The 24,478-nt window shown below is 69.6% G+C and carries 23 protein-coding genes, 1 pseudogene and 1 riboswitch; of the genes and pseudogenes, 17 read left to right on the forward strand and 7 right to left on the reverse strand.

Annotated elements, in window-relative coordinates:
• Nucleotides 1-10 precede the first annotated feature (10 nt).
• Together ACWC0C_RS20555 and ACWC0C_RS20560 are read right to left on the reverse strand one after the other, a co-directional pair.
• Nucleotides 11-748, reverse strand: coding sequence for a class I SAM-dependent methyltransferase (locus ACWC0C_RS20555; protein ID WP_449198293.1), 738 nt, complete (start codon nucleotides 746-748; stop codon nucleotides 11-13).
• 83 nt (nucleotides 749-831) lie between these two features.
• On the reverse strand, nucleotides 832-1,428 hold the full coding sequence (locus ACWC0C_RS20560) for a DUF3043 domain-containing protein (RefSeq protein WP_449198294.1): 597 nt from the start codon (nucleotides 1,426-1,428) through the stop codon (nucleotides 832-834).
• A gap of 266 nt (nucleotides 1,429-1,694) precedes the next feature.
• Between ACWC0C_RS20560 and ACWC0C_RS20565 the strand changes: the two genes are divergently transcribed.
• From ACWC0C_RS20565 to ACWC0C_RS20585, 5 genes and pseudogenes are all read left to right on the forward strand, one after another.
• Entirely contained in the window at nucleotides 1,695-2,486 is a 792-nt protein-coding gene (locus tag ACWC0C_RS20565; protein ID WP_449198295.1) for a PspA/IM30 family protein, read from the forward strand.
• A 34-nt stretch (nucleotides 2,487-2,520) separates the two neighbouring features.
• The gene (gene pspAA, locus ACWC0C_RS20570; RefSeq protein WP_450865178.1) at nucleotides 2,521-2,799 is read left to right on the forward strand and encodes a PspA-associated protein PspAA; all 279 of its coding nucleotides are present in this window, start codon (nucleotides 2,521-2,523) and stop codon (nucleotides 2,797-2,799) included.
• A 57-nt stretch (nucleotides 2,800-2,856) separates the two neighbouring features.
• The gene (locus ACWC0C_RS20575; RefSeq protein ID WP_450865179.1) at nucleotides 2,857-4,059 is read left to right on the forward strand and encodes a sensor histidine kinase; all 1,203 of its coding nucleotides are present in this window, start codon (nucleotides 2,857-2,859) and stop codon (nucleotides 4,057-4,059) included.
• Nucleotides 4,060-4,103: 44 nt separating this feature from the next.
• Complete coding sequence (locus ACWC0C_RS20580; RefSeq protein WP_450865180.1) at nucleotides 4,104-4,784, forward strand: response regulator; 681 nt, start codon at nucleotides 4,104-4,106, stop codon at nucleotides 4,782-4,784.
• Between the two features lie 77 nt (nucleotides 4,785-4,861).
• A pseudogene (locus tag ACWC0C_RS20585) lies at nucleotides 4,862-5,540 on the forward strand (efflux RND transporter permease subunit); the annotation flags it as partial.
• A 70-nt stretch (nucleotides 5,541-5,610) separates the two neighbouring features.
• On the opposite strand, the gene nadA reads toward ACWC0C_RS20585, so the two are convergent.
• Entirely contained in the window at nucleotides 5,611-6,795 is a 1,185-nt protein-coding gene (gene nadA, locus ACWC0C_RS20590; protein ID WP_449198299.1) for a quinolinate synthase NadA, read from the reverse strand.
• Nucleotides 6,796-7,058: 263 nt separating this feature from the next.
• Between nadA and ACWC0C_RS20595 the strand changes: the two genes are divergently transcribed.
• A complete protein-coding gene (locus ACWC0C_RS20595) occupies nucleotides 7,059-7,415 on the forward strand; it encodes an iron-sulfur cluster assembly accessory protein (RefSeq protein ID WP_076089244.1) in 357 nt (118 codons plus the stop codon).
• A gap of 87 nt (nucleotides 7,416-7,502) precedes the next feature.
• Here ACWC0C_RS20595 and ACWC0C_RS20600 read toward each other — a convergent pair whose 3' ends face one another.
• Together ACWC0C_RS20600 and ACWC0C_RS20605 are read right to left on the reverse strand one after the other, a co-directional pair.
• Nucleotides 7,503-9,041: a hypothetical protein gene (locus ACWC0C_RS20600; protein WP_450865181.1), complete on the reverse strand. Its 1,539-nt coding sequence runs from the start codon at nucleotides 9,039-9,041 to the stop codon at nucleotides 7,503-7,505.
• Nucleotides 9,042-9,142: 101 nt separating this feature from the next.
• Nucleotides 9,143-9,367, reverse strand: a complete 225-nt coding sequence (locus ACWC0C_RS20605) for a hypothetical protein (RefSeq protein ID WP_449198301.1) — start codon at nucleotides 9,365-9,367, stop codon at nucleotides 9,143-9,145.
• A 129-nt stretch (nucleotides 9,368-9,496) separates the two neighbouring features.
• Between ACWC0C_RS20605 and ACWC0C_RS20610 the strand changes: the two genes are divergently transcribed.
• A complete protein-coding gene (locus tag ACWC0C_RS20610; protein ID WP_450865182.1) occupies nucleotides 9,497-10,471 on the forward strand; it encodes a carbohydrate kinase family protein in 975 nt (324 codons plus the stop codon).
• Nucleotides 10,472-10,539: 68 nt separating this feature from the next.
• Here the strand turns inward: ACWC0C_RS20610 and ACWC0C_RS20615 are convergent, their stop codons facing one another.
• Entirely contained in the window at nucleotides 10,540-11,919 is a 1,380-nt protein-coding gene (locus tag ACWC0C_RS20615) for an aminotransferase class V-fold PLP-dependent enzyme (RefSeq protein WP_450865183.1), read from the reverse strand.
• A 262-nt stretch (nucleotides 11,920-12,181) separates the two neighbouring features.
• Between ACWC0C_RS20615 and ctaC the strand changes: the two genes are divergently transcribed.
• The 4 genes from ctaC to ACWC0C_RS20635 all read left to right on the forward strand — a co-directional run bounded on the left by ctaC (nucleotide 12,182) and on the right by ACWC0C_RS20635 (nucleotide 16,706).
• Nucleotides 12,182-13,141 carry an aa3-type cytochrome oxidase subunit II gene (gene ctaC / locus ACWC0C_RS20620; protein WP_449198304.1) on the forward strand — a complete coding sequence of 320 codons (960 nt, stop codon included), beginning with the start codon at nucleotides 12,182-12,184 and terminating at the stop codon, nucleotides 13,139-13,141.
• Nucleotides 13,138-14,871 carry an aa3-type cytochrome oxidase subunit I gene (gene ctaD / locus ACWC0C_RS20625; RefSeq protein ID WP_449198305.1) on the forward strand — a complete coding sequence of 578 codons (1,734 nt, stop codon included), beginning with the start codon at nucleotides 13,138-13,140 and terminating at the stop codon, nucleotides 14,869-14,871. Before ctaC ends, ctaD begins: the two co-directional genes overlap by 4 nt.
• Nucleotides 14,868-15,266 carry a cytochrome c oxidase subunit 4 gene (locus ACWC0C_RS20630; protein ID WP_023551358.1) on the forward strand — a complete coding sequence of 133 codons (399 nt, stop codon included), beginning with the start codon at nucleotides 14,868-14,870 and terminating at the stop codon, nucleotides 15,264-15,266. The genes ctaD and ACWC0C_RS20630 overlap by 4 nt, the downstream gene beginning before the upstream one ends.
• 177 nt (nucleotides 15,267-15,443) lie before the next feature.
• On the forward strand, nucleotides 15,444-16,706 hold the full coding sequence (locus tag ACWC0C_RS20635; protein ID WP_449198306.1) for an Ig-like domain-containing protein: 1,263 nt from the start codon (nucleotides 15,444-15,446) through the stop codon (nucleotides 16,704-16,706).
• A gap of 56 nt (nucleotides 16,707-16,762) precedes the next feature.
• Here ACWC0C_RS20635 and ACWC0C_RS20640 read toward each other — a convergent pair whose 3' ends face one another.
• Nucleotides 16,763-17,164: a hypothetical protein gene (locus tag ACWC0C_RS20640; protein ID WP_449198307.1), complete on the reverse strand. Its 402-nt coding sequence runs from the start codon at nucleotides 17,162-17,164 to the stop codon at nucleotides 16,763-16,765.
• A gap of 167 nt (nucleotides 17,165-17,331) precedes the next feature.
• Between ACWC0C_RS20640 and ctaE the strand changes: the two genes are divergently transcribed.
• The 6 genes from ctaE to ACWC0C_RS20670 all read left to right on the forward strand — a co-directional run bounded on the left by ctaE (nucleotide 17,332) and on the right by ACWC0C_RS20670 (nucleotide 24,465).
• Nucleotides 17,332-17,952, forward strand: coding sequence for an aa3-type cytochrome oxidase subunit III (ctaE, locus tag ACWC0C_RS20645; protein ID WP_365182676.1), 621 nt, complete (start codon nucleotides 17,332-17,334; stop codon nucleotides 17,950-17,952).
• Nucleotides 17,953-18,015: 63 nt separating this feature from the next.
• Nucleotides 18,016-18,828: a cytochrome bc1 complex diheme cytochrome c subunit gene (gene qcrC, locus ACWC0C_RS20650; RefSeq protein WP_449198308.1), complete on the forward strand. Its 813-nt coding sequence runs from the start codon at nucleotides 18,016-18,018 to the stop codon at nucleotides 18,826-18,828.
• Nucleotides 18,825-19,883 carry a cytochrome bc1 complex Rieske iron-sulfur subunit gene (qcrA, locus tag ACWC0C_RS20655; RefSeq protein WP_449198309.1) on the forward strand — a complete coding sequence of 353 codons (1,059 nt, stop codon included), beginning with the start codon at nucleotides 18,825-18,827 and terminating at the stop codon, nucleotides 19,881-19,883. Before qcrC ends, qcrA begins: the two co-directional genes overlap by 4 nt.
• Entirely contained in the window at nucleotides 19,880-21,517 is a 1,638-nt protein-coding gene (qcrB, locus tag ACWC0C_RS20660; RefSeq protein ID WP_449198310.1) for a cytochrome bc1 complex cytochrome b subunit, read from the forward strand. Before qcrA ends, qcrB begins: the two co-directional genes overlap by 4 nt.
• Nucleotides 21,518-21,653: 136 nt before the next feature.
• Nucleotides 21,654-22,718 carry an anthranilate phosphoribosyltransferase gene (trpD, locus tag ACWC0C_RS20665; RefSeq protein ID WP_449198311.1) on the forward strand — a complete coding sequence of 355 codons (1,065 nt, stop codon included), beginning with the start codon at nucleotides 21,654-21,656 and terminating at the stop codon, nucleotides 22,716-22,718.
• A gap of 85 nt (nucleotides 22,719-22,803) precedes the next feature.
• A riboswitch (SAM riboswitch) is annotated at nucleotides 22,804-22,920 on the forward strand.
• A gap of 183 nt (nucleotides 22,921-23,103) precedes the next feature.
• Nucleotides 23,104-24,465, forward strand: coding sequence for an aminotransferase class V-fold PLP-dependent enzyme (locus ACWC0C_RS20670; protein ID WP_449198312.1), 1,362 nt, complete (start codon nucleotides 23,104-23,106; stop codon nucleotides 24,463-24,465).
• Nucleotides 24,466-24,478 lie beyond the last annotated feature (13 nt).

Genomic DNA, 24,478 nt, shown 5'->3' on the forward strand with positions numbered 1-24,478 from the left:
CCGAACGGCCTCAGCCCCGTACGCCGCACAGGTGCAGCAGCGCCGCGACCCCGCGGTAGGGATCCGTCCGCCCGGCCCGCTCCTCGGCCGCGAGCAGCGTCTCCAGGTCGGCGGGGATCCCGGCGTCGTCCGCCGCCGTGTCCGTGAAGACCCGGACGCCGTACCAGGCGTGCAGTGGGGCCGCGATCCCGGCGAGCGTGGCGGTGAGGGAGTCCAGCCGGTCGGCCCGTACGTCCAGGCCGAGGCGGATGGGGGTCCCCCCGTTCGAGTCAATTCGAGAATGGGGGAGGTACGCGGTGGTGTCGAAGGCGGCCAGCGCGCCCGCCCAGTCCCCGGCGAGGCCCGGCCGCATGGCGAGCGCGTCGCCGTTACGGACGAGCAGGGAGAGCAGCCCACCGGGCGCGAGCATCCTCGCCAGGCCCGCCACCAGCGGGTCGGGCTCCTCGACGTACATCAGCACGCCGTGGCACAGCACCACGTCGAAGCTGCCCGGCAGAAAGTGCACACCGGTGTCCCGCCCGTCGCCCTGCACCAGCCGGACCCGCTCGCGGATGCCCTCCGGCTGCGCGGCCAGCGCCTCGCGGGCGGCGGCGATCATCGTCGCGTCCTGCTCGACCCCCGTCACCTGGTGGCCGAGCCGGGCCAGCCGCAGCGCCTGCGTGCCCTGGCCCATCCCCACGTCGAGCACCCGCAGCCGCTGCCCGACCGGGAACCGCCCGGCTATCTGCTCGTCCAGCTGCCGGGCCACCAGCTCCTGGCGTACGACATCACGCAGCCTGCCCAGCTTGTTCAGCCAGGCGTCGGCCGCGCCCCCGGTGAACGGCTCTGCGCTCAGGGCCGCTCTCCGCGCTTGACCTGCGGCTTCGGCAGCCGGAGCCGACGCATCTGAAGGGAGCGCATCAGCGCGTAGGCGACCGCGCCGCGCGTGTTCTGGTCCGGGAAGCGCTCCTTGAGGCGCTTCTTGAGGCGGAAGCCGCTGAACGCCGCGTCCACCACGATCAGCACGATCACCACCAGCCACAGCAGCAGCGCGATCGACTGGATCGCCGGCACCCGCACCACGCTCAGCACGAGGATGACGACGGCCAGCGGCAGGAAGAACTCCGCCACGTTGAACCGGGAGTCCACCCAGTCGCGGGCGAACTTGCGGACCGGGCCCTTGTCCCGGGCGGGCAGATAGCGCTCGTCACCCGTGGCCAGCGCCTGGCGCTGCCGCTGCAGGGCCTGGCGCCGCTCCTCGCGCTGGCGCTTGGCGGCCTCCTTGCGGTTGGTGGGCGTGTTGGCCACGCTGCGCCGCTGGGACTGGGCCTCACTGCGCTTGGGCGTGGGCCTGCCCTTCTTGGCCTGCGGGTCACGGGGCTGCTTGGAGAGGGTCACCTGCGCCTTGTCGGCGGGGGCCTTCTCTTCCTTGGCACGGCTACGGAACACAAAACCCAAGGGTAAGGGCTTCACCGGCATGGACCCCAGCCCGACGGGGAACGATCCGGCAACACCGGACGTCTGTAGGGGGACAGAGGGGGCGTTCCGCCAGGGGTTCACCTACTCCTTGCGCCGGAGCGATACGGTCCGCAGTCGTTCTTGGGGATGAGCGCATCACTCCCCGAACGGTGCGGTAATGGAGTCAGGGCCCGTACTGTGGGTCCTGTCGCAGGATCTGTGAGCTGGAGTCCGTCAGAAGGGGGCGCGCGAAGCCCATGAGCGGTGTCATGAAGCGTATGGGGATGATCTTCCGCGCGAAGGCGAACAAGGCCCTTGACCGGGCCGAGGACCCGCGCGAGACCCTCGATTACTCGTACCAGAAGCAGCTGGAGCTGCTGCAGAAGGTCCGCCGCGGCGTCGCCGACGTGGCGACCAGCCGCAAGCGCCTGGAACTCCAGCTCAACCAGCTGCAGCAGCAGTCGACCAAGCTGGAGGACCAGGGCCGCAAGGCGCTCGCGCTCGGCCGCGAGGACCTGGCCCGCGAGGCGCTGTCCCGGCGCGCCGCCCTCCAGCAGCAGGTCACCGACCTCGAGACGCAGCACACGACCCTCCAGGGCGAGGAGGAGAAGCTCACCCTGGCGGCCCAGCGCCTGCAGGCCAAGGTGGACGCCTTCCGTACGAAGAAGGAGACCATCAAGGCCACCTACACCGCCGCCCAGGCCCAGACCCGCATCGGCGAGGCCTTCTCCGGCATCTCCGAGGAGATGGGCGACGTCGGCCTGGCCATCCAGCGCGCCGAGGACAAGACCGCCCAGCTCCAGGCCCGGGCCGGCGCCATCGACGAGCTGCTCGCCTCCGGCGCCCTGGACGACCCGACCGGCATGGCCAAGGACGACATCGCCGCCGAGCTGGACCGCATCTCCGGTGGTACGGATGTAGAGCTGGAACTGCAGCGCATGAAGGCCGAGCTGGCCGGGGGCTCCCCGCAGCAGGCCATCGAGGGCGGCACCGGGCAGGGGCAGTCCCAGCAGCAGCCGCAGGACACCCCGCGCTTCGACAAGCAGTAGTCCGGCGCCGGGACCCCGAGCCGAGGAGGCCGACGTGATCGTACGGATCATGGGGGAGGGCCAGGTACAGCTGGACGACTCCCACTTCGTCGAGCTGAACAAACTGGACGACGAGCTGCTGGCGGAGATGGAAAGCGGCGACGAGGCGGCGTTCCGCCGCACCTTCGCCGCGCTCCTGGACGCCGTCCGCCGCCTCGGCACGCCGCTTCCGGACGACGCGCTGGAACCCTCGGAGCTGATTCTCCCGTCCCCGGACGCGTCGCTGGCGGAGGTACGGGAGATGCTCGCCGACGACGGGTTGATTCCGGGGTAGCACCGTCGGGGTGCTCGCCGTTCCGGGGCACCGCACAGCACCCGTACTGTTCCACCCGTGAGCACTCTCGACCGCGCCCGCTGCAGCCTGAAAGCGCACCCCCTCGCGCTGGACGCGGCCATCGCCGCAGGCGTGCTGGTCTGCATGATCGCGGGGTCCTTCGTGACCCCCCGGGGCACCAACGGCGTCACCTGGGGCATCCGCACCCCGGACCCCCTCAGCCTCCTGCTCATGCTGCTCTCCGCGGCCACCCTCGTCTTCCGTCGGCGCGCGGCGAAGACGGTCCTCGCCGTCACCGGAACCCTCTCCGTGATCGAGAGCGTCACCGGCGACCCCCGCGCCCCCGTCGCGATGTCCGCCGTCATCGCCCTGTACACCGTCGCCGCGACCACCGACCGCACCACCACCTGGCGCGTCGGCCTGCTCACCATGACCGTGCTGACGGCCGCCGCCATGCTCGGCGGACCGCTGCCCTGGTACGCCCAGGAGAACATCGGCGTGCTGGCCTGGACCGGCATCGGTGCCACCGCCGGGGACGCCGTACGCAGCCGGCGCGCGGTCGTCCAGGCCATCCGGGAGCGCGCGGAGAGAGCCGAACGCACCCGGGAGGAGGAGGCCCGCCGCCGGGTCGCCGAGGAGCGGCTGCGCATCGCCCGCGATCTGCACGATGTCGTCGCCCATCACATCGCCCTGGTGAACGTGCAGGCAGGCGTGGCCGCACACGTCATGGACAAGCGGCCCGACCAGGCCAAGGAGGCCCTCGCCCACGTCCGCGAGGCCAGCCGCTCCGCCCTCGACGAACTGCGCGCCACCGTCGGCCTGCTCCGCCAGTCCGGCGACCCCGAGGCCCCGACCGAACCCGCTCCCGGCCTCAGCCGCCTCGAGGAGCTGGCCGACACCTTCCGCAACGCGGGCCTGCCGGTGGAGGTGGCCCGCGCCGACCAGGGCACCGAACTGCCCGCCGCCGTCGACCTGGCCGCCTACCGGATCGTCCAGGAGGCCCTGACCAACGTGCAAAAGCACGCCGGATCCGAGGCCAAGGCCGAGGTCAGCGTCGTACGGGTGGGGACGGACATCGAGGTCACCGTGCTGGACAACGGCGCGGGCGCGGACGGTCGGCCCGGGGCGGGCGGCGGGCACGGGCTGCTCGGCATGCGTGAGCGGGTCACCGCCCTCGGCGGCACCCTCACCACCGGACCCCGCTACGGCGGCGGCTTCCGCGTCCATGCGATCCTGCCCCTCAAGACCCGTACCGATTGACCCGTACCGATTGAGACCCGTACGACGGCCCCGGGGGAGCCCGTATGACGATCCGTGTCCTGCTCGCCGACGACCAGGCACTGCTGCGCAGCGCGTTCCGGGTGCTGGTCGACTCCGAGCCCGACATGGAGGTGGTCGGGGAGGCCCCCGACGGGGCCGAGGCGGTTCGGCTGGCGAAGCAGCAGGGCCCCGACGTCGTCCTCATGGACATCCGGATGCCGGGCACGGACGGGCTCGCCGCGACCCGGATGATCAGCGAAGACCCATCCCTCGCTCAGGTCCGCGTGGTCATCCTGACCACCTTCGAGGTGGACGACTACGTCGTCCAGGCGCTGCGCGCGGGCGCCTCCGGCTTTCTCGGCAAGGGCAGCGAGCCGGAGGAGCTGCTGAACGCCATCCGGGTCGCGGCGGGCGGCGAGGCCCTGCTGTCCCCCACCGCCACCAAGGGCCTGATCGCCCGCTTCCTCGCCCAGGGCGACGGCGACGACGGCCGTGACCCCGCCCGCTCCGAGCGGCTCGGCGCGCTCACCGGCCGGGAGCGGGAGGTGCTGGTCCAGGTCGCCGGCGGCCACTCCAACGACGAGATCGCCGAGCGCCTCCAGGTCAGCCCGTTGACGGTGAAGACGCACGTCAACCGGGCCATGGCCAAGCTGGGCGCGCGCGACAGGGCGCAGCTCGTGGTGATCGCGTACGAGTCGGGGCTGGTACGTCCGAGGACGGAGTGATCTCCACCCGCGCGTACTGCGGGTCTCCACCCCGGCGTACTGCGGGCGGAGTAGGACCCGGATAAGGAAATGGACCCAGGGCCTACGGATCGGCCCCCGAGGACGCGGCGGAGGCCCGCCGCCGGACCGAGGAGAAGGAGGCGAGGAGCCGCCTCCGGCGCGCCTACGTCCCCGTCCTGCGCTTCGCCACGCGCCGCCGCCTGACCAGCGTGCTGATCGCGATCGTGGTCCTGGCGGGCACGTTCGGCATGGGCGGCCTGCTGAAGACGAACTTCTTCGACCAGGGCGAGCAGGAGGTCGTCACGGTCAAGCAGGAGCTGAAGCCCGGCACCGGCCTCGCCGAGACGGACAGGCAGGCCAAGCGGGTCGAGAAGCTGCTCGCCTCCACCGAGGGCGGCGACGGGCGCGATCGGCCTGCTGGTCGCCACCGGCACCCCGATGGGCGTCCCGGCGATGATCGGCATGCTGATGCTGATCGGCATCGTGGTGACCAACGCGATCGTGCTGATCGACCTGATCAACCAGTACCGCAGGCAGGGCTACGGCGTCGTGGAAGCCGTCGTCGAGGGCGGCTTCATCGCCCAGCCGCTGGCCGTGGTGGTGATCGGCGGCCTGATCACGTCCACGCTGCTCACGCTGCTCCTGGTCCCGACGCTGTACGCGATGCTCGAACTCCGCAAGGAGCGCCGGGCGAAGAAGCGCGCGGCGAAGAGGGAGGCCAAGCAGGAGAAGGTCCTGGAGTCGGCCGGCGTCTAGCGCCCCCGCGAACACCGAGGCTCGGCCCGCTTCCCGCGGGCCGAGCCTCGGTGTTCGTGCTGCCGAAGCCCTACGGCAGGGCGAGCATCCGCTCCAGCGCCAGCTTGGCGAACGCCTCCGTCTCCTTGTCGACCTCGATCCGGTTGACCAGGTTGCCCTCGGCGAGGGACTCCAGGGCCCAGACCAGGTGGGGCAGGTCGATGCGGTTCATGGTCGAGCAGAAGCAGACCGTCTTGTCGAGGAAGACGATCTCCTTGCCCTCGGGCGCGAAACGGTTCGCCAGCCGGCGGACCAGGTTCAGCTCGGTGCCGATGGCCCACTTGGAGCCGGCCGGGGCGGCCTCCAGGGCCTTGATGATGTACTCGGTGGAGCCGACGTAGTCCGCCGCCGCCACGACCTCGTGCTTGCACTCCGGGTGCACCAGCACGTTCACACCGGGGATGCGCTCGCGCACGTCGTTGACCGAGTCCAGGCTGAAGCGGCCGTGGACCGAGCAGTGGCCGCGCCACAGGATCATCTTCGCGGCCCGCAGCTCGTCGGCCGTGAGACCGCCGTTCGGCTTGTGCGGGTTGTAGACCACGCAGTCGTCCAGGGACATGCCCATGTCCCGCACCGCGGTGTTGCGGCCGAGGTGCTGGTCCGGCAGGAAGAGGACCTTCTCCCCCTGCTCGAAAGCCCAGTCGAGGGCGCGCTTGGCGTTGGACGAGGTGCAGATGGTGCCGCCGTGCTTGCCGGTGAACGCCTTGATGTCGGCCGAGGAGTTCATGTACGAGACGGGGACCACCTGCTCGGCGATCCCGGCCTCCGTCAGGACGTCCCAGCACTCCGCGACCTGCTCGGCCGTCGCCATGTCGGCCATCGAGCAGCCGGCGGCGAGGTCGGGCAGGACGACCTTCTGCTCGTCGGAGGTGAGGATGTCCGCGGACTCGGCCATGAAGTGCACACCGCAGAAGACGATGTACTCGGCCTCCGGCCGCGCGGCCGCGTCCCGGGCCAGCTTGAAGGAGTCACCCGTGACGTCGGCGAACTGGATGACCTCGTCGCGCTGGTAGTGGTGACCGAGCACGAAGACCTTGTCGCCGAGCTTCTCCTTGGCCGCGCGGGCGCGCTCGACCAGGTCGGGGTCGGACGGCGAGGGCAGGTCACCGGGACACTCGACGCCCCGCTCGCTCTTCGGGTCGGCCTCGCGGCCGAGCAGCAGCAGGGCGAGCGGAGTCGGCTGTACGTCGAGCTCCTGGGTCTGGGCGGTGGTCACGACACGCACCCTTTCTACTTTTCGTCTAACTGACGCTATCTATCATAACTGGTTCACGTCACTTTGACGATGGCCATAACGTCGATGTGACGTGAATCCCGCCCGGCTCCCTCTACAGGCCGCTGTCCGCCTTCCCGGCCATGTGCGAGCATGAAGAACGAAGCAAAACGCGACAACGTGACTGCCCGGCCCGGAATGAATCCGCGGAAGCGCCGGTTGCACTCGTCGGCAAGCAGTCTCCGTACAACCCGGGAGAGATGTAGATGTCCGTATCGGACGAGACCAGCACCGTCACCGACGGCATCATCCTGACCGACGCCGCCGCGGCCAAGGTCAAGGCCCTGCTCGACCAGGAAGGCCGCGACGACCTCGCGCTGCGTGTCGCCGTCCAGCCCGGCGGCTGCTCCGGCCTGCGCTACCAGCTCTTCTTCGACGAGCGCTCGCTCGACGGTGACGTGGAGAAGGACTTCGGCGGGGTCAAGGTCGTCACGGACCGCATGAGCGCTCCGTACCTGGGCGGCGCCACCGTTGACTTCGTGGACACGATCGAGAAGCAGGGCTTCACGATCGACAACCCGAACGCGACCGGCTCCTGCGCCTGCGGCGACTCCTTCAGCTGAGCCGAGGGCTACGGCCTGACGGTTTGAGAAAGGCGGCCCCCGCACCGGGGGCCGCCTTTTCGTCCCGCGCGGGCCGCGGCGCGCCCGTCACCGCCCTCCCCGCAGAGCGGCCTGGGGAATCCGCCGGCCATCCGCGCCGACCACGCTCCGCCCGCCGAGCGGCGCAGCCAGCCGTACCGTCTTCACGTACTCCTTGGCGATCAGCACGCACACCTTGTCCGGCCAGGGGTGCTCGGTGACGGTCACGGTCACCCGCTCGCCGCTCTCCTTCGCCGCCACCGAGTAATCCGCGCACACCCCGCCGTAGAAGCTCACGGTCAGCTCCCGGTCCTCGGCCGTGTAGCCGGTGACCTTCACGGTGTGCGGCTTCGGAGCCGTGCTCGGCCCGCCGGGGGCAGCCGTCTTCGCCGACGCCACGTACCGCGGATCGACCGCCGGATACGAAACCGTCGACGCGCCCTCGCCGGCCGGCTCCCGCACCTCGAACAGCCAGGACGGCACCAGCGTCTGCCGCCCGGCCACGGACCGCGAGGCCAGCCCGAACACCGCCTTCCCCACGGTGACCGTGTCCCGCTCCGGCGCCCCCGTGGACGCCCCGCAGGGCTGCTCCAGCCGGTCCTTCAGCGGCATCGGAGTGGCACAGCCGCCGATGCCCATCCGGTGGTCGCCCTTCGGCGCCGCGTTCATCAGCTTCAGCGTCTTCGCGGCGCTCAGCACGGGATACGTGTCGCTCTTCACCGGAGCCCCGAGCAGCCCGTGGCCGCCGACCAGCTCGCCCTGCCGGTCCACGGTCAGGCCGGTCGTCCAGCCGTACGTCGGCAGCCCGCCGACCACCGGCTCGGCGTTGACCACCCGCTGGGCGCCCATGACCTGGCTGGCGTCGATCTTCGCGTCGTCCAGCCCCGCCGCCTTCAGCACCGGAGTGGCGGCCTCGGTCGCCTTCGCCACGCTCACCGGAGCCCCGGCGGGAGCCATCGGGTCATGCGCGCACAGGACACCCTTCCCACAGTCGTCGGTGCCGGGCGCGTACCGGCTGTAGGTCCAGCTGCCCGGCGCGTCCCGGTTCACCTGGAGGCTGGGGCCGGAGCCGTCCTTGCCGCCGACCCGCCAGATCGCTCCCTCGGCCACCGGCGTGCCGTCGACGCCCAGCGCCTTGGCCAGCCGGGCCACCGCGTCCTTGCCGACCTCGCCCTTCGGTACGTACACCGGCGCGGAGCCGGGGCCGGCCGGAAGGTCACCGTGGGCGACGTACGTCGCGCCGTACGGGTCCGGCTCGCCCGGAGCGTCCAGCGCGAGCGGCGGGGGAGTGGCGCCGCCGCCGTCCGCTCCGGCCCCGGTCGTACGACCGCTCGCCGTGAGATAGGCGCCACCGCCGCCGACCAGCAGCACAGCGGCGGCGACGGAGACCACGGCGAGCCGCGACCGGCGCCGCCCGCCCGGCCCGCCCTCCGTGCCGTCGGCGCCCTCCGTGCCATCTGGGCCAGGTGTCGGCGTGCTCGCCGACTCGGACTTCCCGGAGTCCCCGGGACCCGGCTCCGGGCTCGCCGCGCTCCCGGCCCCTCCCGCGCTCTCGGTGTGCTCGGAGCCCTCGGGGTGCTCGCGGTCCTCGGGTCGCTCGGTGTTCACCGCATCGCTCCTCGCTGGTCGTATCCCGCATCCCCTGCGTGGGGGACGGCGATGGGACGCGGGAGGGGAGCGTGCGGTTCCCTGCGCTACGCGCCCGCGCGTCAGTCGCCGTAGTCCGACATCGCGTCCAGCAGCCGCGCGGACCTCGCCGGCACGGTCACCCCGTGGATCAGGGACAGCGGCACCGGCTGCCGGGACTCGGCGCGCTCGGGAACCGTCCAGTGCGGAGCCATCCGGGCGCAGTCGCCGCGCAGCACGGCGAGATCGCCCTCGAGGTCACTCCCGAGGCCGGCGGGGACGGTGGGGCGAGACTTGAGGTTCGTCATGACCGCACCGTAGGCCTGCTCCGGGCGCGAAGAAAGATCTACTATCGGGTAGTTTCGCCAGCTACAGCGCACGTGCCGAGCGGGGTAGCGTGAACTGTCAATCCACCCTTCCGCAGGAGATTCCCCGTCGTGCGCATCGCAGTCACCGGCTCCATCGCAACCGACCACCTCATGACCTTCCCCGGCCGTTTCGCCGACCAGTTCGTGGCGGATCAGCTGCACACGGTTTCGCTCTCCTTCCTCGTCGACAACCTGGACGTGCGCCGTGGCGGCGTCGCCGCGAACATCGCCTTCGGCATGGGCCAGCTCGGCACCGGGCCGATCCTGGTCGGTGCCGCGGGCTTCGACTTCGACGAGTACCGGGCCTGGCTCGACCGGCACGGCGTGGACACCGACTCGGTCCGGATCTCCGAGACCCTGCACACCGCCCGCTTCGTGTGCACCACCGACGCCGACCACAACCAGATCGGCTCCTTCTACACCGGCGCGATGAGCGAGGCCCGCCTCATCGAGCTGAAGACCGTCGCCGACCGCGTGGGCGGCCTCGACCTGGTCGTCATCGGCGCCGACGACCCGGAGGCGATGCTCCGCCACACGGAGGAGTGCCGCTCCCGCTCGATTCCCTTCGCCGCCGACTTCTCCCAGCAGATCGCCCGGATGGACGGCGACGAGATCCGGGTGCTGTTGGAGGGGGCGACGTACCTGTTCTCCAACGAGTACGAGAAGGGGCTCATCGAGTCCAAGACCGGCTGGAGCGACGCCGAGATCCTGGGCCGGGTCGGCCACCGGGTCACCACCTTGGGTTCGCGGGGTGTCCGGATCGAGCGTGCCGGCGAGGACCCGATCGAGGTGGGATGCCCGGAGGAGGAGCGCAAGGCCGACCCGACGGGTGTCGGCGACGCCTTCCGTGCCGGGTTCCTTTCGGGTCTGGCCTGGGGTGTTTCGCTCGAGCGTGCCGCCCAGGTGGGCTGCATGCTGGCGACGCTCGTCATCGAGACCGTGGGTACGCAGGAGTACCAGCTGCGGCGGGCGCACTTCATGGAGCGGTTCGTGAAGGCGTACGGGGATGAAGCGGGGCAGGAGGTCCGCTCCCACCTGAGCTGACGCCGGGGCCGGCTGTTCGTCTGCCACGAGGGGCCCGCCGTCGACCGCGGGCCCGTCGTGGCCGCCCCTCAGGACACCCGGCGTACCACGTACGCCGTACCTCCCTCCGCCGGTTCCTCCCCGACGTACTCCTGCCCCCGCATCTCGCACCACGCCGGGATGTCCAGGCGGGCCGCCTCGTCGTCGGACAGGACGCGGACCGTGCCGCCGACCGGTACCCGGCCGAACACCTTGGCCAGCTCGATGACCGGGATCGGGCAGCGCTTGCCCAGGGAGTCGACGACGAGTGCCTCCGGGCCCGCCACGGTCGCCGGAGCCGCGGGTGCGCCCAGCTTCTCCCGGACCCCCGCCACCACCCCCGGCAGCACGGCCAGGAACCGCTCCACGTCCTCCTCGGCCGCCCCCGGCGGCAGGGACACCCGTACGTTCCCCTCGCTCAGCACGCCCATCGCCCTCAGCACATGGCTGGGTGTCAGGGTGCTGCTCGTGCAGGAGGAACCGGAGGAGACCGAGAAGCCCTCCCGGTCCAGCTCGTGCAGCAGCGCCTCGCCGTCGACGTAGAGACAGGAGAAGGTGACGATCCCGGGCAGCCGCCGCTCGGGGTCGCCGACGACCTCCACGTCCGGCACCAGCCGCGGCACCCGCGCCCGGATCCGCTCCGTCAGCTCCCGCAGCCGTACCGCCTCCTGGGCCGCCTCGGTCCGCACCGCCCGCAGGGAGGCCGCCGCGGCCACGATCGCCGGGATGTTCTCGAACCCGGGCGCCCGCCCCGACTCCCGCTCGTCGACGGGGCCTTGGGGGGCGAACCGCACCCCCTTGCGCACGGCGAGCAGCCCGACCCCGGACGGCCCGCCCCACTTGTGCGCGCTGGCCGTCAGCAGCGACCAGTCGCCCTCGACGGGCCCCCACCCCAGCGACTGCGCCGCGTCCACCAGCAGCGGCACCCCGGCGGCCCGGCACACCTCGGCCACCTCGGCGACCGGCTGCACGGTGCCCACCTCATGGTTGGCCGACTGCAGACACGCCAGCGCGGTGTCCGGGCGAAGAGCGGCCCCGTACGCCGAGGGATCCACGGCGCCGGCCCGGTTCACCGGAACCCGCGTCACCGTCCCCGCGCCCGACTCGAACACCTCCGCCGCATGGAGCACAGAGGAGTGTTCGACGGATGACACGATCAGGTGACTTCCCACCCGGTGACGCCCGGCCAACGCCCCCGCGATCCCGATGTGCAGGGCCCGGGTCCCCGACGACGTGAACACCACCTCGTCCGCCCGGCAGCCCACGGCCTCAGCAGCCGCCTCCCGCGCCGCATCCAGCAACATCCGGGCCTTGCGTCCCTCCCGGTACAGCCGTGCAGGATCGGCCCACCCCTCATCCAAAGAGGCCAACAGCGCCTGACGGGCCACGGGATGGAGGGGAGCGGCGGAAGCAGCATCAAAGTAGGCCATACGGCAACGCTAAACCGCCGGTCAGGGCAGCGCCCCAAAGGGGCGCGGGGAACGGCGCGACCAGCCACAAGGAGGCCGCAGCCGCCAATTCAGCGAACCTCCCGAGTTAGTAGGCACCCCTCCCCGCGAACCCCCGGAGGGCGTCGGCTAGGGTTTGGTCCGCATAAACATCCAAACCCCTGCCCGACGCAGGGCGGCGACCGACCAGCGAGAAGAAGGCCGCAGCCGAACCGCGCGGGCGAGACTCTCGGGAAGGCGCTACGTGAGTCCCAACGGCTCCGACCGCTCGCCGCGGCGCCCGATGCGGCGGAAGCTGCTGCAGGCACTGACCGCGGGCCTGGTCCTGGCGACCGCAACCGGTTGCACATACAAGGACTTCCCCCGCCTTGGTATGCCCACCCCGACCACGGAAGAGGCTCCGCGGATCCTCTCCCTGTGGCAGGGCTCCTGGGCTGCCGCGCTGGCCACCGGCGTGCTGGTGTGGGGCCTGATCCTGTGGAGCGCCATGTTCCACCGGCGCAGCCGCACCAAGGTCGAGGTACCTCCGCAGACCCGGTACAACATGCCCATCGAGGCCCTGTACACGGTGGTCCCGATCATCATCATCTCGGTGCTCTTCTACTTCACGGCCCGGGACGAGTCGAAGCTCCTCGACACCTCCAAGAAGCCGGACGTCACCATCAACGTGGTCGGCTACCAGTGGAGCTGGGGCTTCAACTACGTCGAGAGCGTCCCCGGTGTCCCCGGCGACGCCAAGACCGACAAGAACCTGGACGCCATTCCGGACCGGTTCAAGAAGGACTTCCCGGCAGGCGCCGGCGGTGTCTACGACGCGGGTACGCCCGCCACGCGGAACCCGCAGACGGGCAACCCCGGTCCGACGCTCTGGCTCCCCAAGGGCAAGACGGTCCGCTTCGTCCTCACGTCCCGTGACGTCATCCACTCCTTCTGGGTGGTGCCGTTCCTCATGAAGATGGACGTGATCCCGGGCCACACCAACGCCTTCCAGGTGACCCCCAACCACGAGGGCACCTTCCTCGGCAAGTGCGCCGAGCTGTGCGGCGTCGACCACTCCCGGATGCTGTTCAACGTGAAGGTCGTCTCCCCGGCGGCGTACCAGAAGCACCTCCAGGACCTCGCCAAGAAGGGGCAGACCGGTTACATTCCCGCCGGCATCGCGCAGACGAGCCACGAGAAGAACCGGGAGACGAACAACCTGTGAGCATCCTCAACGAACCCCAGGGTGCCGCGGCAGCTGAGGACTCGTACGAGAACGAGCTGCCGGTCAGGCGCAAGCAGCCCGGCAATGTCGTGGTGAAGTGGCTGACGACCACCGACCACAAGACGATCGGGACGATGTACCTGGTTACGTCGTTCGCGTTCTTCCTGATCGGTGGCGTGATGGCGCTGCTCATGCGCGCCGAGCTGGCCCGTCCGGGCCTGCAGATCATGTCGAACGAGCAGTTCAACCAGGCGTTCACGATGCACGGCACGATCATGCTGCTGATGTTCGCGACGCCGCTGTTCGCCGGTTTCGCCAACTGGATCATGCCGCTGCAGATCGGCGCGCCGGACGTGGCGTTCCCGCGGCTGAACATGTTCGCCTACTGGCTCTACCTGTTCGGCTCGACCATCGCGGTGGGCGGCTTCCTCACCCCGGAGGGCGCGGCCGACTTCGGCTGGTTCGCCTACTCCCCGCTGTCGGACGCGGTCCGCAGCCCGGGCATCGGCGCCGACATGTGGATCATGGGTCTGGCCTTCTCCGGCTTCGGCACCATCCTCGGCTCGGTCAACTTCATCACCACGATCATCTGCATGCGTGCCCCGGGCATGACCATGTTCCGCATGCCGATCTTCGTGTGGAACGTGCTGCTGACCGGTGTCCTGGTCCTGCTGGCCTTCCCGGTCCTCGCGGCCGCGCTGTTCGCCCTGGAGGCGGACCGCAAGTTCGGTGCCCATGTCTTCGACGCGGCCAACGGCGGAGCCCTGCTCTGGCAACACCTCTTCTGGTTCTTCGGCCATCCAGAGGTGTACATCATCGCCCTGCCGTTCTTCGGCATCATCTCCGAGGTCATCCCGGTCTTCTCCCGCAAGCCGATGTTCGGCTACATGGGTCTGATCGCGGCCACCATCGCGATCGCCGGTCTGTCCGTGACGGTGTGGGCCCACCACATGTACGTCACCGGCGGTGTGCTGCTGCCGTTCTTCTCCTTCATGACGTTCCTGATCGCCGTACCGACCGGTGTGAAGTTCTTCAACTGGATCGGCACGATGTGGAAGGGCTCCCTGTCCTTCGAGACCCCGATGCTCTGGGCGACCGGCTTCCTGATCACCTTCACGTTCGGTGGTCTGACCGGTGTCATCCTGGCCTCGCCGCCCATGGACTTCCACGTCTCCGACTCGTACTTCGTGGTGGCCCACTTCCACTACGTGGTCTTCGGTACGGTCGTCTTCGCCATGTTCTCCGGCTTCCACTTCTGGTGGCCGAAGATGACCGGCAAGATGCTGGACGAGCGCCTCGGCAAGATCACCTTCTGGACGCTGTTCATCGGCTTCCACGGCACCTTCCTGGTCCAGCACTGGCTGGGTGCCGAGGGCATGCCGCGCCGGTACGCCGACTACCTGGCGGCCGACGGCTTCACCGCCCTGAACACGGTCTCGACGATCAGCTCCTTCCTGCTCGGCCTGTCGATCCTGCCGTTCCTCTACAACGTCTGGAAGACGGCCAAGTACGGCAAGCCGGTCGGCGTGGACGACCCGTGGGGCTACGGCCGCTCGCTGGAGTGGGCGACCTCCTGCCCGCCGCCGCGGCACAACTTCCTCACCCTGCCGCGGATTCGCAGCGAATCCCCGGCGTTCGACCTGCATCACCCTGAGATCGCCGCGCTCGAACAGCTCGCGCACAGCGGTCACGGCACCGCCATCGCGGGCAGCAAGGAGGCCGGCAAGTGAAGATCCAGGGTCGGATGTTCATCTGGCTGAGCGTCTTCATCCTGATCATGGCCATCGTGTATGGCGTGTGGTCGAAGGAGCCGGCCGGTACCACCGCACTGTTCCTGGCCTTCGGCCTGAGCGTCATGATCGGCTTCTACCTGGGCTTCACCGCCCGGCGGGTCGACGCGGGCGCCCAGGACGACAAGGAGGCGGATGTCGCGGACGACGCGGGCGAGCTGGGCTTCTTCAGCCCGCACAGCTGGCAGCCGCTCATGCTGGGCTTCGGCGGTGCGATCGCCTTCCTCAGCATCGCGGTCGGCTGGTGGCTGATCTACTTCTCGGCCCCGTTCATCGTGGTCGGTCTGTTCGGCTGGGTGTTCGAGTACTACCACGGTGAGAACCGCACCCAGTAGCACACGAAAGCACGCACCGGAAGCCCGGACACTCCATCAGGAGGGTCCGGGCTTCCGGCCGTTCAGGTGATCACTTCGCCGGGTCACCCGTCCGCTGTCGCCCTCTTGCCGCAGTGTCGCTCACTCGTACGGATTACCTGCCGCGCCAGTGGGGTCGGTGCCTCATAGCGTGATCGTATGAACCACACTCCGCGGACCCGCACCGTCGTCGGCTGCGCGCTGCTGGTGACCGCCCTCGGCGCGGGCGTCAGCGCCTGCGGTTCGGACGGCAACCCCCTGTCGGCCAAGCCGTACGACGCGGCGGACGTGATCTCCTTCAACGGCCCGACCGAGGCAGGCAAGCGCGCCGACCCGGACAAGCCCCTGGAGATCACCGCCACGAGCGATGACGACCGCATCACGGACGTCACCGCCCAGGACTCCACAGGGCGCTATGTGGCGGGCGAACTCGCCGCCGACGGCAGTCGCTGGCACAGCACCTCCGCGCTGGCCGCCAACGCCCACTACACGGTCACGGTGAGCACCGAGGACGAGGACGGCGCGCCCGGCCGCAAGGTCCTCGCGTTCGACACCAGCAGGCCCACGAACAAGAAGCGGCTGAACGTCACCTTCGGGCCGGACGCGGGCGAGTACGGCGTCGGGCAGCCCATCACCGCCCAACTCGACCAGCCGGTCAAGGACAAGACGCAGCGTGCCGTCGTCGAGCGCGCCCTCAGGGTGGAATCCACGCCGGCCGTGCAGGGCTCCTGGTACTGGGTGGGGGACAAGGAACTCCACTACCGGCCCAAGGAGTACTGGCCCATCCACGCCACCATCACGGTGCACAGCAACCTGGAGGGCATCAAGATCAGCGACCGGCTGTGGGGCGGCACGTCCAAGCCGCTGAAGATCACCACGGGGGACCGGATCGAGGCCCTCACGGACGCCGCGGCGCACCGGCTGACCCTGTACAAGGACGGCCAGGTGATCAACCAGTTCCCCGTCACCACCGGCAAGCCCGGCTGGGAGACCCGCAACGGGGTCAAGGTCGTACTGGAGAAGCAGTACTTCGTACGCATGCGCAGCGCCACGCTCGGCATCGCCGCGGGCAACTCCGACTCCTACGACCTGCCGGTCTACTGGGACACCCGGGTGACCTGGTCCGGCGAGTACGTCCACGCCGCGCCCTGGTCGGTGGACTCACAGGGCTATGCGAACGTCAGCCACGGCTGCACCGGTATGAGCACCGGCAACGCCCAGTGGTTCTTCAACCACATCCACGAAGGCGACATCGTCAGGGTCGTCAACTCCAACGGCCCGCAGATGGAACCCTTCGGCAACGGCTTCGGCGACTGGAACGTCGACTGGAAGAAGTGGAGCAAGGGCAGCGCCTTGACGAACAACAAGCCGGACGGCCCAACGGAGGCGGACACGGTGAGGCTTCAGCCGACGGCGCTGTAAGTGTCCCGGAGGGGCGCAGGGCCGTACTCGCGCACGAACCATGCGCCCTGGGGCTCTCAGGCGCCCACCAGCCCCTTCCGGCGGAGCAGCGAAGCAAGCGCGGAGGCGAACTCGACGGGATCCACCGGCAGGGTGACCGCGGCGTCGGCGCGGCTCCAGGTCGCCAGCCACGCATCCTGAGGCCGCCCCATCAGCAGCAGCACCGGCGGACAGTTGAACACCTCGTCCTTGATCTGCCGGCACACCCCCATGCCCCCCATCGGCACGGCCTCACCGTCGAGCACGCACACATCGATGCCGCCCTTGTCCAGCTCCCGCCGGACGGCGTCGGGCGTCGCGCACTCCACGAACTCGACGAAGGGGACATCGGGAGCCGGCCTGCGGCCGGAGGCCAGCCGTACTTGCTCGCGGGTGTTGGAGTCGTCGCTGTAGACCAGCACCGTGGCGGTCGGCTGCATGGTTCCTCCGGGACGTCAGCGTCGTACGGACGGGAAGGACAGGGCCGTTCGGGGCGGATGTTACTCCCGTAGAAGTCCCCATGAACACCATGTCAACACCGGTTCGGCGGGCGGCAACACTCCGAACGGCACCCCCCGGAGTGAGGGCGGGATAAGCGACCGACATAATGTCGGTCGTGGCGACAGCAACGACAGTAGAAACCGGGCACGCGCACCCGTCGGTCAACCGGCCGAACCTCACCAGCGTCGGAACCATCATCTGGCTGAGTTCCGAGCTGATGTTCTTCGCGGCCCTCTTCGCGATGTACTTCACCCTGCGATCGGTGACGGGTCCGGCGCACTGGAAGCACATGGCCGAGGCGCTCAATGTGCCCTTCTCGGCGACGAACACCACGATCCTGGTGCTCTCCTCGCTCACCTGCCAGCTCGGTGTGTTCGCGGCCGAGCGCGGTGACGTGAAGAAGCTCCGTGGCTGGTTCATCCTCACCTTCATCATGGGTGCGATCTTCATCGGCGGTCAGATCTACGAGTACACGGAGCTGGTGAAGAAGGACGGCATCTCGCTGTCCTCCGACCCGTACGGCTCGGTGTTCTACCTGACCACCGGCTTCCACGGCCTGCACGTGACGGGCGGTCTGATCGCCTTCCTGCTGGTCCTCGGCCGCACCTACATGGCCAAGAGGTTCACCCACGAGCAGGCGACCGCCGCCATCGTCGTGTCCTACTACTGGCACTTCGTCGATGTGGTCTGGATCGGCCTTTTCGCCACGATCTACCTGATCAAGTAGCCGGGACCGGCTCCCGCACATCCAGAAGCACCGACGCAGAAGATCCTGACACCGGGGTAATCCGTGAAAAAGCTCTCCGCACGACGACGCCATCCGCTGGCGGCGGTCGTCGTCCTACTCCTCGCGCTGGCGGCCACTGGGGGGCTGTACGCCGCGTTCGCACCCGCGAGCAAGGCGCAGGCCGATGAAACCTCCCAGTCCCTGACCATCAAGGAGGGCAAGAAGCTCTACGAGGTCGGCTGCGCCAGCTGCCACGGCACCGGTGGCCAGGGCTCCTCCGACGGGCCGAGCCTGGTCGGCGTGGGCGCATCGGCCGTGGACTTCCAGGTCGGCACCGGCCGTATGCCCGCTGCCACCTCGCAGGGCGCCCAGGTCCCGCGCAAGAAGGTCGTCTACGACCAGACGCAGATCGACCAGCTCGCGGCGTACATCGCCTCGCTGGGCGCCGGCCCGAGCGTGCCCACCAAGGAGCAGTACGGTCCGGACGGTGCGGACATCGCCAAGGGTGGCGAGCTCTTCCGCACCAACTGCGCGCAGTGCCACAACTTCACCGGCAAGGGCGGCGCCCTGACCATGGGCAAGTACGCGCCGAGCCTGGAGGGTGTCGCTCCGAAGCACATCTACGAGGCCATGCAGACGGGCCCGCAGAACATGCCGTCCTTCCCCGACACCACGATGTCGGAGAAGAACAAGAAGGACATCATCGCGTACCTGAACGCGGTCAACGGCGACAAGACGGAGAACCCGGGCGGTCTGGAGCTGGGCGGCCTCGGGCCGGTCAGTGAGGGTCTGTTCGCCTGGATCTTCGGCCTCGGCGCGCTGATCGTGGTCGCCGTCTGGGTCGCCGCTCGGACCGCAAAGGCCAAGAAGTCATGAGTAGCCAAGACATTCCAGAAGAGAACCTGCCCGCTGAGCAGGACCACGCGCACGGCGCATTGACGGTCGCGGACGAGGAGAACCCGTTCGCCGACCCGGGGCTGCCGCCTCACGAGCACCGGATCCAGGACATCGACGAGCGGGCCGCCAGGCGGTCCGAGCGCATGGTGGCCCTGCTGTTCACGGTGTCGATGCTGGCCACCGTCGGCTTCATCGCCTCGTACTTCGCGATCCCGCACGACAAGGCGATCTTCGTCTTCCCGATCGGGCACATCAACGCGCTGAACTTCGCGCTGGGGCTGACCCTCGGCGCGGCGCTGTTCTGCATCGGCGCGGGCGCGGTCCACTGGGCCCGCACCCTGATGTCCGACGTGGAGGTCGCCGACGACCGTCACCCGATCGAGGCCTCGCCCGAGGTCCGCGCGAAGGTCCACGCGGACTTCCGCCAGGGTGCCAAGGAGTCGGCGATCGGCCGCCGCAAGCTGGTTCGCAACACGATGTTCGGCGCGCTGGCCTTGGTGCCGCTCTCCGGCGTCATGCTGCTCGGCGGCCTGGGCCCGAAGCCCGGGACCATGCTCCGGCACACCCTGTGGGCCAAGGGCAAGCGCCTGGTCAACATGAACACCAACCAGCCGCTGCGCCCCGAGGACGTCGCCGTCGGCTCCCTCACCTTCGCCAAGCCCGACGGCCTGGAGGAGACCGATGAGGAGTTCCAGAACGAGATCGCCAAGGCGGCTCTGATGATCGTCCGGCTCCAGCCGGGCAACATCAAGGACAAGCGCGAGCTCGACTGGTCGCACGAAGGCATCGTCGCCTTCTCCAAGATCTGCACCCACGTCGGCTGCCCGATCTCGCTGTACGAGCAGCAGACGCACCACGTGCTGTGCCCGTGCCACCAGTCCACCTTCGACCTCTCCGACGGTGCCCGAGTGATCTTCGGCCCCGCCGGCCACGCCCTGCCGCAGCTGCGCATCGGTGTGGACAGCGAGGGTTACCTCCAGGCGCTCGGCGACTTCGAGGAGCCCGTCGGTCCTGCATTCTGGGAGCGCGGATGAGTACTGCAGCGAACGAGACGCCCCGCTCTCGCGGGAAGGCACCGGCCGGCGAGCGGATCGCCGACTGGGCCGACGGCCGGCTCGGGATCTACTCCCTGGCCAAGTCCAACATGCGCAAGATCTTCCCCGACCACTGGTCGTTCATGTTGGGCGAAGTGTGCATGTACAGCTTCATCATCATCATCCTGACGGGTGTGTATCTGACGCTGTTCTTCCACCCGTCGATGAACGAGGTGGAGTACCACGGCAGCTATGTCCCGCTGCAGGGACAGCTGATGTCCGAGGCGTTCAACTCGACCCTGCACATCTCCTTCGACGTGCGCGGTGGCCTGCTGGTCCGGCAGATCCACCACTGGGCCGCGCTGATCTTCCTCGCCGGCATGTTCGTGCACATGATGCGCGTGTTCTTCACCGGCGCGTTCCGCAAGCCGCGTGAGATCAACTGGCTGTTCGGCTTCCTGCTGTTCGTCCTCGGCATGTTCACCGGCTTCACCGGTTACTCGCTCCCGGACGACCTGCTCTCCGGCACGGGTGTCCGCTTCACCGAGGGCGCGATCCTGTCGATGCCGATCGTCGGCACGTACATCTCGATGTTCCTCTTCGGCGGCGAGTTCCCCGGCCACGACTTCGTCGCCCGGTTCTACTCGATCCACATCCTGCTGCTGCCGGGCATCATGCTCGGCCTGATGGTGGCGCACCTGATCCTGGTCTTCTACCACAAGCACACGCAGTTCGCGGGTCCCGGAAAGACCGAGAAGAACGTCGTCGGCATGCCGCTGCTGCCGGTCTACATGGCCAAGGCCGGAGGCTTCTTCTTCCTGGTCTTCGGCGTCATCGCGGCCATCGCGGCGGTCGCCCAGATCAACCCGATCTGGGCCATGGGCCCCTACCGTCCGGACCAGGTGTCCACCGGCGCCCAGCCCGACTGGTACATGGGCTTCGCCGAGGGTCTGGTCCGCTACATGCCGGGCTGGGAGATCAACCTGTGGGGCCACACGCTCGTCCTGGGCGTGTTCATCCCGCTGGTGCTCTTCGGTCTCGTCCTGGCGGCGATCGCGGTCTACCCGTTCATCGAGTCCTGGGTCACCGGCGACAAGAGCGAGCACCACATCCTGGACCGCCCGCGCAACGCCCCGACCCGTACCGCGTTCGGTGTCGCCTGGGTGACGGTCTACATGATCGGCCTGGTCGGCGGTGGCAACGACCTGTGGGCCACCCACTTCCACCTGTCGATCAACGCCGTCACCTGGTTCGTCCGGATCGGCTTCTTCGTCGGACCGGTCGTCGCGTTCATCGTCACCAAGCGGATCTGCCTCGGCCTGCAGCGCCGCGACCGCGACAAGGTGCTGCACGGCCGCGAGACCGGCATCATCAAGCGCCTGCCGCACGGTGAGTTCATCGAGGTGCACGAGCCGCTCAGCCAGGAGCAGCTGCACACCCTCACGGCTCACCACCAGTACGAGCCGGCCGAGATCGGCCCGCTGGTCGACGAGAACGGTGTCGAGCGCAAGGTCCCGGCCACGGAGAAGCTCCGGGTGAAGCTGAACAACGCCTACTACGGCGAGGACAACCAGATCCCGAAGCCGACCGTCGAGGAGTACAAGGAGATCACGAGCGGCCACGGCCACCACTGATCCCGCGTCGCCACGCCACGACGAAGGGCCCCGTCCGGGTTACGGACGGGGCCCTTCGCCGTGCCCCGGCCTCGATAGGGTGGACCTGTTCGAGATTCGTATCCCGTACTGCGGGACATCGACACAGGAGCGGCATATGAGCGCTGTGACCCCCGCTGGAGGCGACACCGCGGCGGGCCGCTCCTGGCCCGCCCTGCTGAACGGCCTGCTGAACGGCCAGGACCTGTCCGCCGACGACACCGCGTGGGCGATGGACCTGATCATGCGCGGCGAGGCGACCGACGCGCAGATCGCCGGATTCATGGTGGCGCTGCGGGCCAAGGGCGAGACCGTCGAGGAGATCACCGGGCTCGTCCGCACGATGTACGAGCACGCCAACGTGATCGAGGTGCCCGGCCCGGCCGTCGACATCGTCGGCACCGGCGGCGACGGCGCCAAGACGGTGAACATCTCCACGATGTCGTCGATCGTCGTGGCGGGCACGGGCACCAAGGTCGTCAAGCACGGCAACCGCGCCGCGTCCTCCGCCTCGGGCTCCTCCGACGTCCTGGAGAAGCTCGGGATCAATCTGAACCTGACCCCGCAGCGGGTCGCCGAGGTCGCCGAAGAGGCCGGCATCACCATCTGCTTCGCGGTGAGGTTCCACCCGTCCCTGCGCCATGTCGCCCCGGCGCGCGGCCAGTTGGGCATCCGGACCACCTTCAACGTGCTCGGCCCGCTGACCAACCCGGCCAAGGTGCGCTCCCAGGCCGTCGGCGTGGCCGACCCCCGGATGGCGCCCATCGTGGCCGGCGTCCTCGCCGAGCGGGGCAACTCCTCGCTGGTCTTCCGCGGCGACGACGGCCTGGACGAGCTGACGACGACAGCCACCTCCCGGGTGTGGGTGGTCCGGGACGGCAAGGTAACGGAGGAGACCTTCGACCCGCGGGACGTCGGCATCGACCTCGTCCCGGTGGAGGCGCTGCGCGGCGCCGACGCGGCGTACAACGCGGACGTGGCGCGCCGCCTGCTGGACGGCGAACAGGGCGCGGTGCGGGACGCCGTGCTGCTGAACTCCGCGGCGGCACTGGTCGCTCTCACGCCGACCGACGCCCCGCTCGCCGACCAGCTCAGGGCCGGCATGGTGAGGGCCGCCGAGTCCATCGACTCGGGTGCGGCCAAGCGGACGCTGGAGCGCTGGGTGGCCGCCACCAACCGCTGACACCGGCACGGTGTGACGCGAGGCGCAGTCCAGATGGCGGACTGCGCCTTGCGCGTCGAAGATCGTATGGCAGGATACTGAACCAGGTCATGAGCGACAGTCATTCGGCCCCGGCCGGCTGTCCGGCAACCCTCCGTCCGTGGCGGGGTGCCCCGGGTGAAGACCAGGTCGTAGGCAGCGAGGTCTACGGCAAGCGCGGACCCCTCGCGCGCTTCTGACTGAGCGCGGGACCAGGGGTCCTGGTCGTCGAGGGAGCCTTCCGTGAGCAAGCGAATGCGATAGGGCCGCAGAGCCCCGCCTCCGCATCCCCCTTTTTTCCTTCACCCGCGTTCGAGCGCTCTCTGCTCACGCGGTGAATGACACCTGCTTTCACGGGAGTTGAGCCATGTCCGTCTCCACTGTTGCCGCCGACCAGTCCGTTTGTGCCCCGCTGCCCGTTCTGGGGCGGGATGTCACCGTCCCGCTCGTCACCGGCGGCGAGGTCACCTACGCCGCCCTCGACTACGCGGCCAGCGCCCCAGCCCTGCAGCGCGTCTGGGACGACGTGGCCGCCTACGCGCCGTACTACGGCAGCGTCCACCGCGGCGCCGGCTACCTCTCCCAGCTCTCCACCGACCTGTTCGAGAACGCCCGGAAGACGGTCGTCGAGTTCCTGGACTGCCGCCCCGACGACCAGCTGATCTTCACCCGCTCGACCACGGACTCCCTGAACCTCCTGGCCCGCACGCTCCCCGCCGACTGCCAGGTCTTCGTCTTCGAGACCGAGCACCACGCCTCCCTGCTGCCCTGGCAGGACGCGAAGGTCACCTACCTCAACGCCCCGCGCACCCCGCAGCAGGCCGTCACGACCCTGGAGCGGGCCCTCGCCGACCGCGACCCCCACGGTCCGGCCCTGGTGTGCGTCACCGGCGCCTCCAACGTCACCGGCGAGCTGTGGCCGGTGCGCGAACTGGCGGCGGCGGCGCACGCGCACGGTGCCCGGATCGTCCTGGACGCCGCCCAGCTGGCCCCCCACCACCCCGTGTCCGTCCGTGACCTGGACGTCGACTGGGTCGCCTTCTCGGGCCACAAGCTGTACGCGCCCTTCGGCTCCGGTGTCCTGGCCGGCCGCGCCGACTGGCTGCGCGCGGCCGAGCCGTACCTCGCGGGCGGCGGCGCCAGCCGCAAGGTGACCCGGCGTCAGGACGGCGGCGTGGACGTGGAGTGGCACGAGAGCGCCGCGCGGCATGAAGCGGGGTCGCCCAATGTGATCGGTGCCTACTCCATCGCGTCGGCCTGCAAGGCGCTCACCGAGGCCGGCTGGGAGACGCTGGTCGGGCGCGAGCAGTACCTGATCGACCGGGTCCGGGCCGGCCTGGCCGAGGTCCCGCAGGTGAAGGTGCTCTCCCTCTTCGGCGACGACGCCCCGCGCGTCGGCGTCATCTCCTTCGTCGTCGAGGGCTGGAACAGCTCCCACTTCGCCGCGGCGCTCTCCGCCGAGTACGGCATCGGAGTCCGCGACGGCCTCTTCTGCGCCCACCCCCTGGTCCGCACCCTCCTGGGCACCGATCCCCAGTCGCAGGGCGAATGCGGCGCCCCGGAGGCCGCGCCGGGCGAGAAGTCCCTGAACGCGATCAGGGTGAGCTTCGGCGCGGGCACCCCCGACGAGCACGTCGAGCGCTTCGTCACCGCGGTGAGGGAACTGGTGACCGAGGGTGCCAAGTGGTCGTACAGGACGGAGGAAGGCCGCTGCGTCCCGGCGGTGTGATCAGCGCCCCGAA

It is taken from the genome of Streptomyces sp. NPDC001709 (assembly GCF_053596375.1).

What these genes read in the sequence shown, in the direction of transcription:
- ACWC0C_RS20670 (WP_449198312.1), top strand. Translation starts at nt 23,104, where the DNA reads ATGTCCGTCTCCACTGTTGCCGCCGACCAGTCCGTTTGTGCCCCGCTG.
- ACWC0C_RS20605 (WP_449198301.1), bottom strand. Translation starts at nt 9,367, where the DNA reads ATGACGAACCTCAAGTCTCGCCCCACCGTCCCCGCCGGCCTCGGGAGT.
- qcrB (WP_449198310.1), top strand. Translation starts at nt 19,880, where the DNA reads ATGAGTACTGCAGCGAACGAGACGCCCCGCTCTCGCGGGAAGGCACCG.
- trpD (WP_449198311.1), top strand. Translation starts at nt 21,654, where the DNA reads ATGAGCGCTGTGACCCCCGCTGGAGGCGACACCGCGGCGGGCCGCTCC.
- ACWC0C_RS20580 (WP_450865180.1), top strand. Translation starts at nt 4,104, where the DNA reads ATGACGATCCGTGTCCTGCTCGCCGACGACCAGGCACTGCTGCGCAGC.
- ACWC0C_RS20595 (WP_076089244.1), top strand. Translation starts at nt 7,059, where the DNA reads ATGTCCGTATCGGACGAGACCAGCACCGTCACCGACGGCATCATCCTG.
- ACWC0C_RS20615 (WP_450865183.1), bottom strand. Translation starts at nt 11,919, where the DNA reads ATGGCCTACTTTGATGCTGCTTCCGCCGCTCCCCTCCATCCCGTGGCC.
- ACWC0C_RS20635 (WP_449198306.1), top strand. Translation starts at nt 15,444, where the DNA reads ATGAACCACACTCCGCGGACCCGCACCGTCGTCGGCTGCGCGCTGCTG.
- ACWC0C_RS20640 (WP_449198307.1), bottom strand. Translation starts at nt 17,164, where the DNA reads ATGCAGCCGACCGCCACGGTGCTGGTCTACAGCGACGACTCCAACACC.
- ACWC0C_RS20565 (WP_449198295.1), top strand. Translation starts at nt 1,695, where the DNA reads ATGAGCGGTGTCATGAAGCGTATGGGGATGATCTTCCGCGCGAAGGCG.
- ctaE (WP_365182676.1), top strand. Translation starts at nt 17,332, where the DNA reads ATGTCGGTCGTGGCGACAGCAACGACAGTAGAAACCGGGCACGCGCAC.
- qcrA (WP_449198309.1), top strand. Translation starts at nt 18,825, where the DNA reads ATGAGTAGCCAAGACATTCCAGAAGAGAACCTGCCCGCTGAGCAGGAC.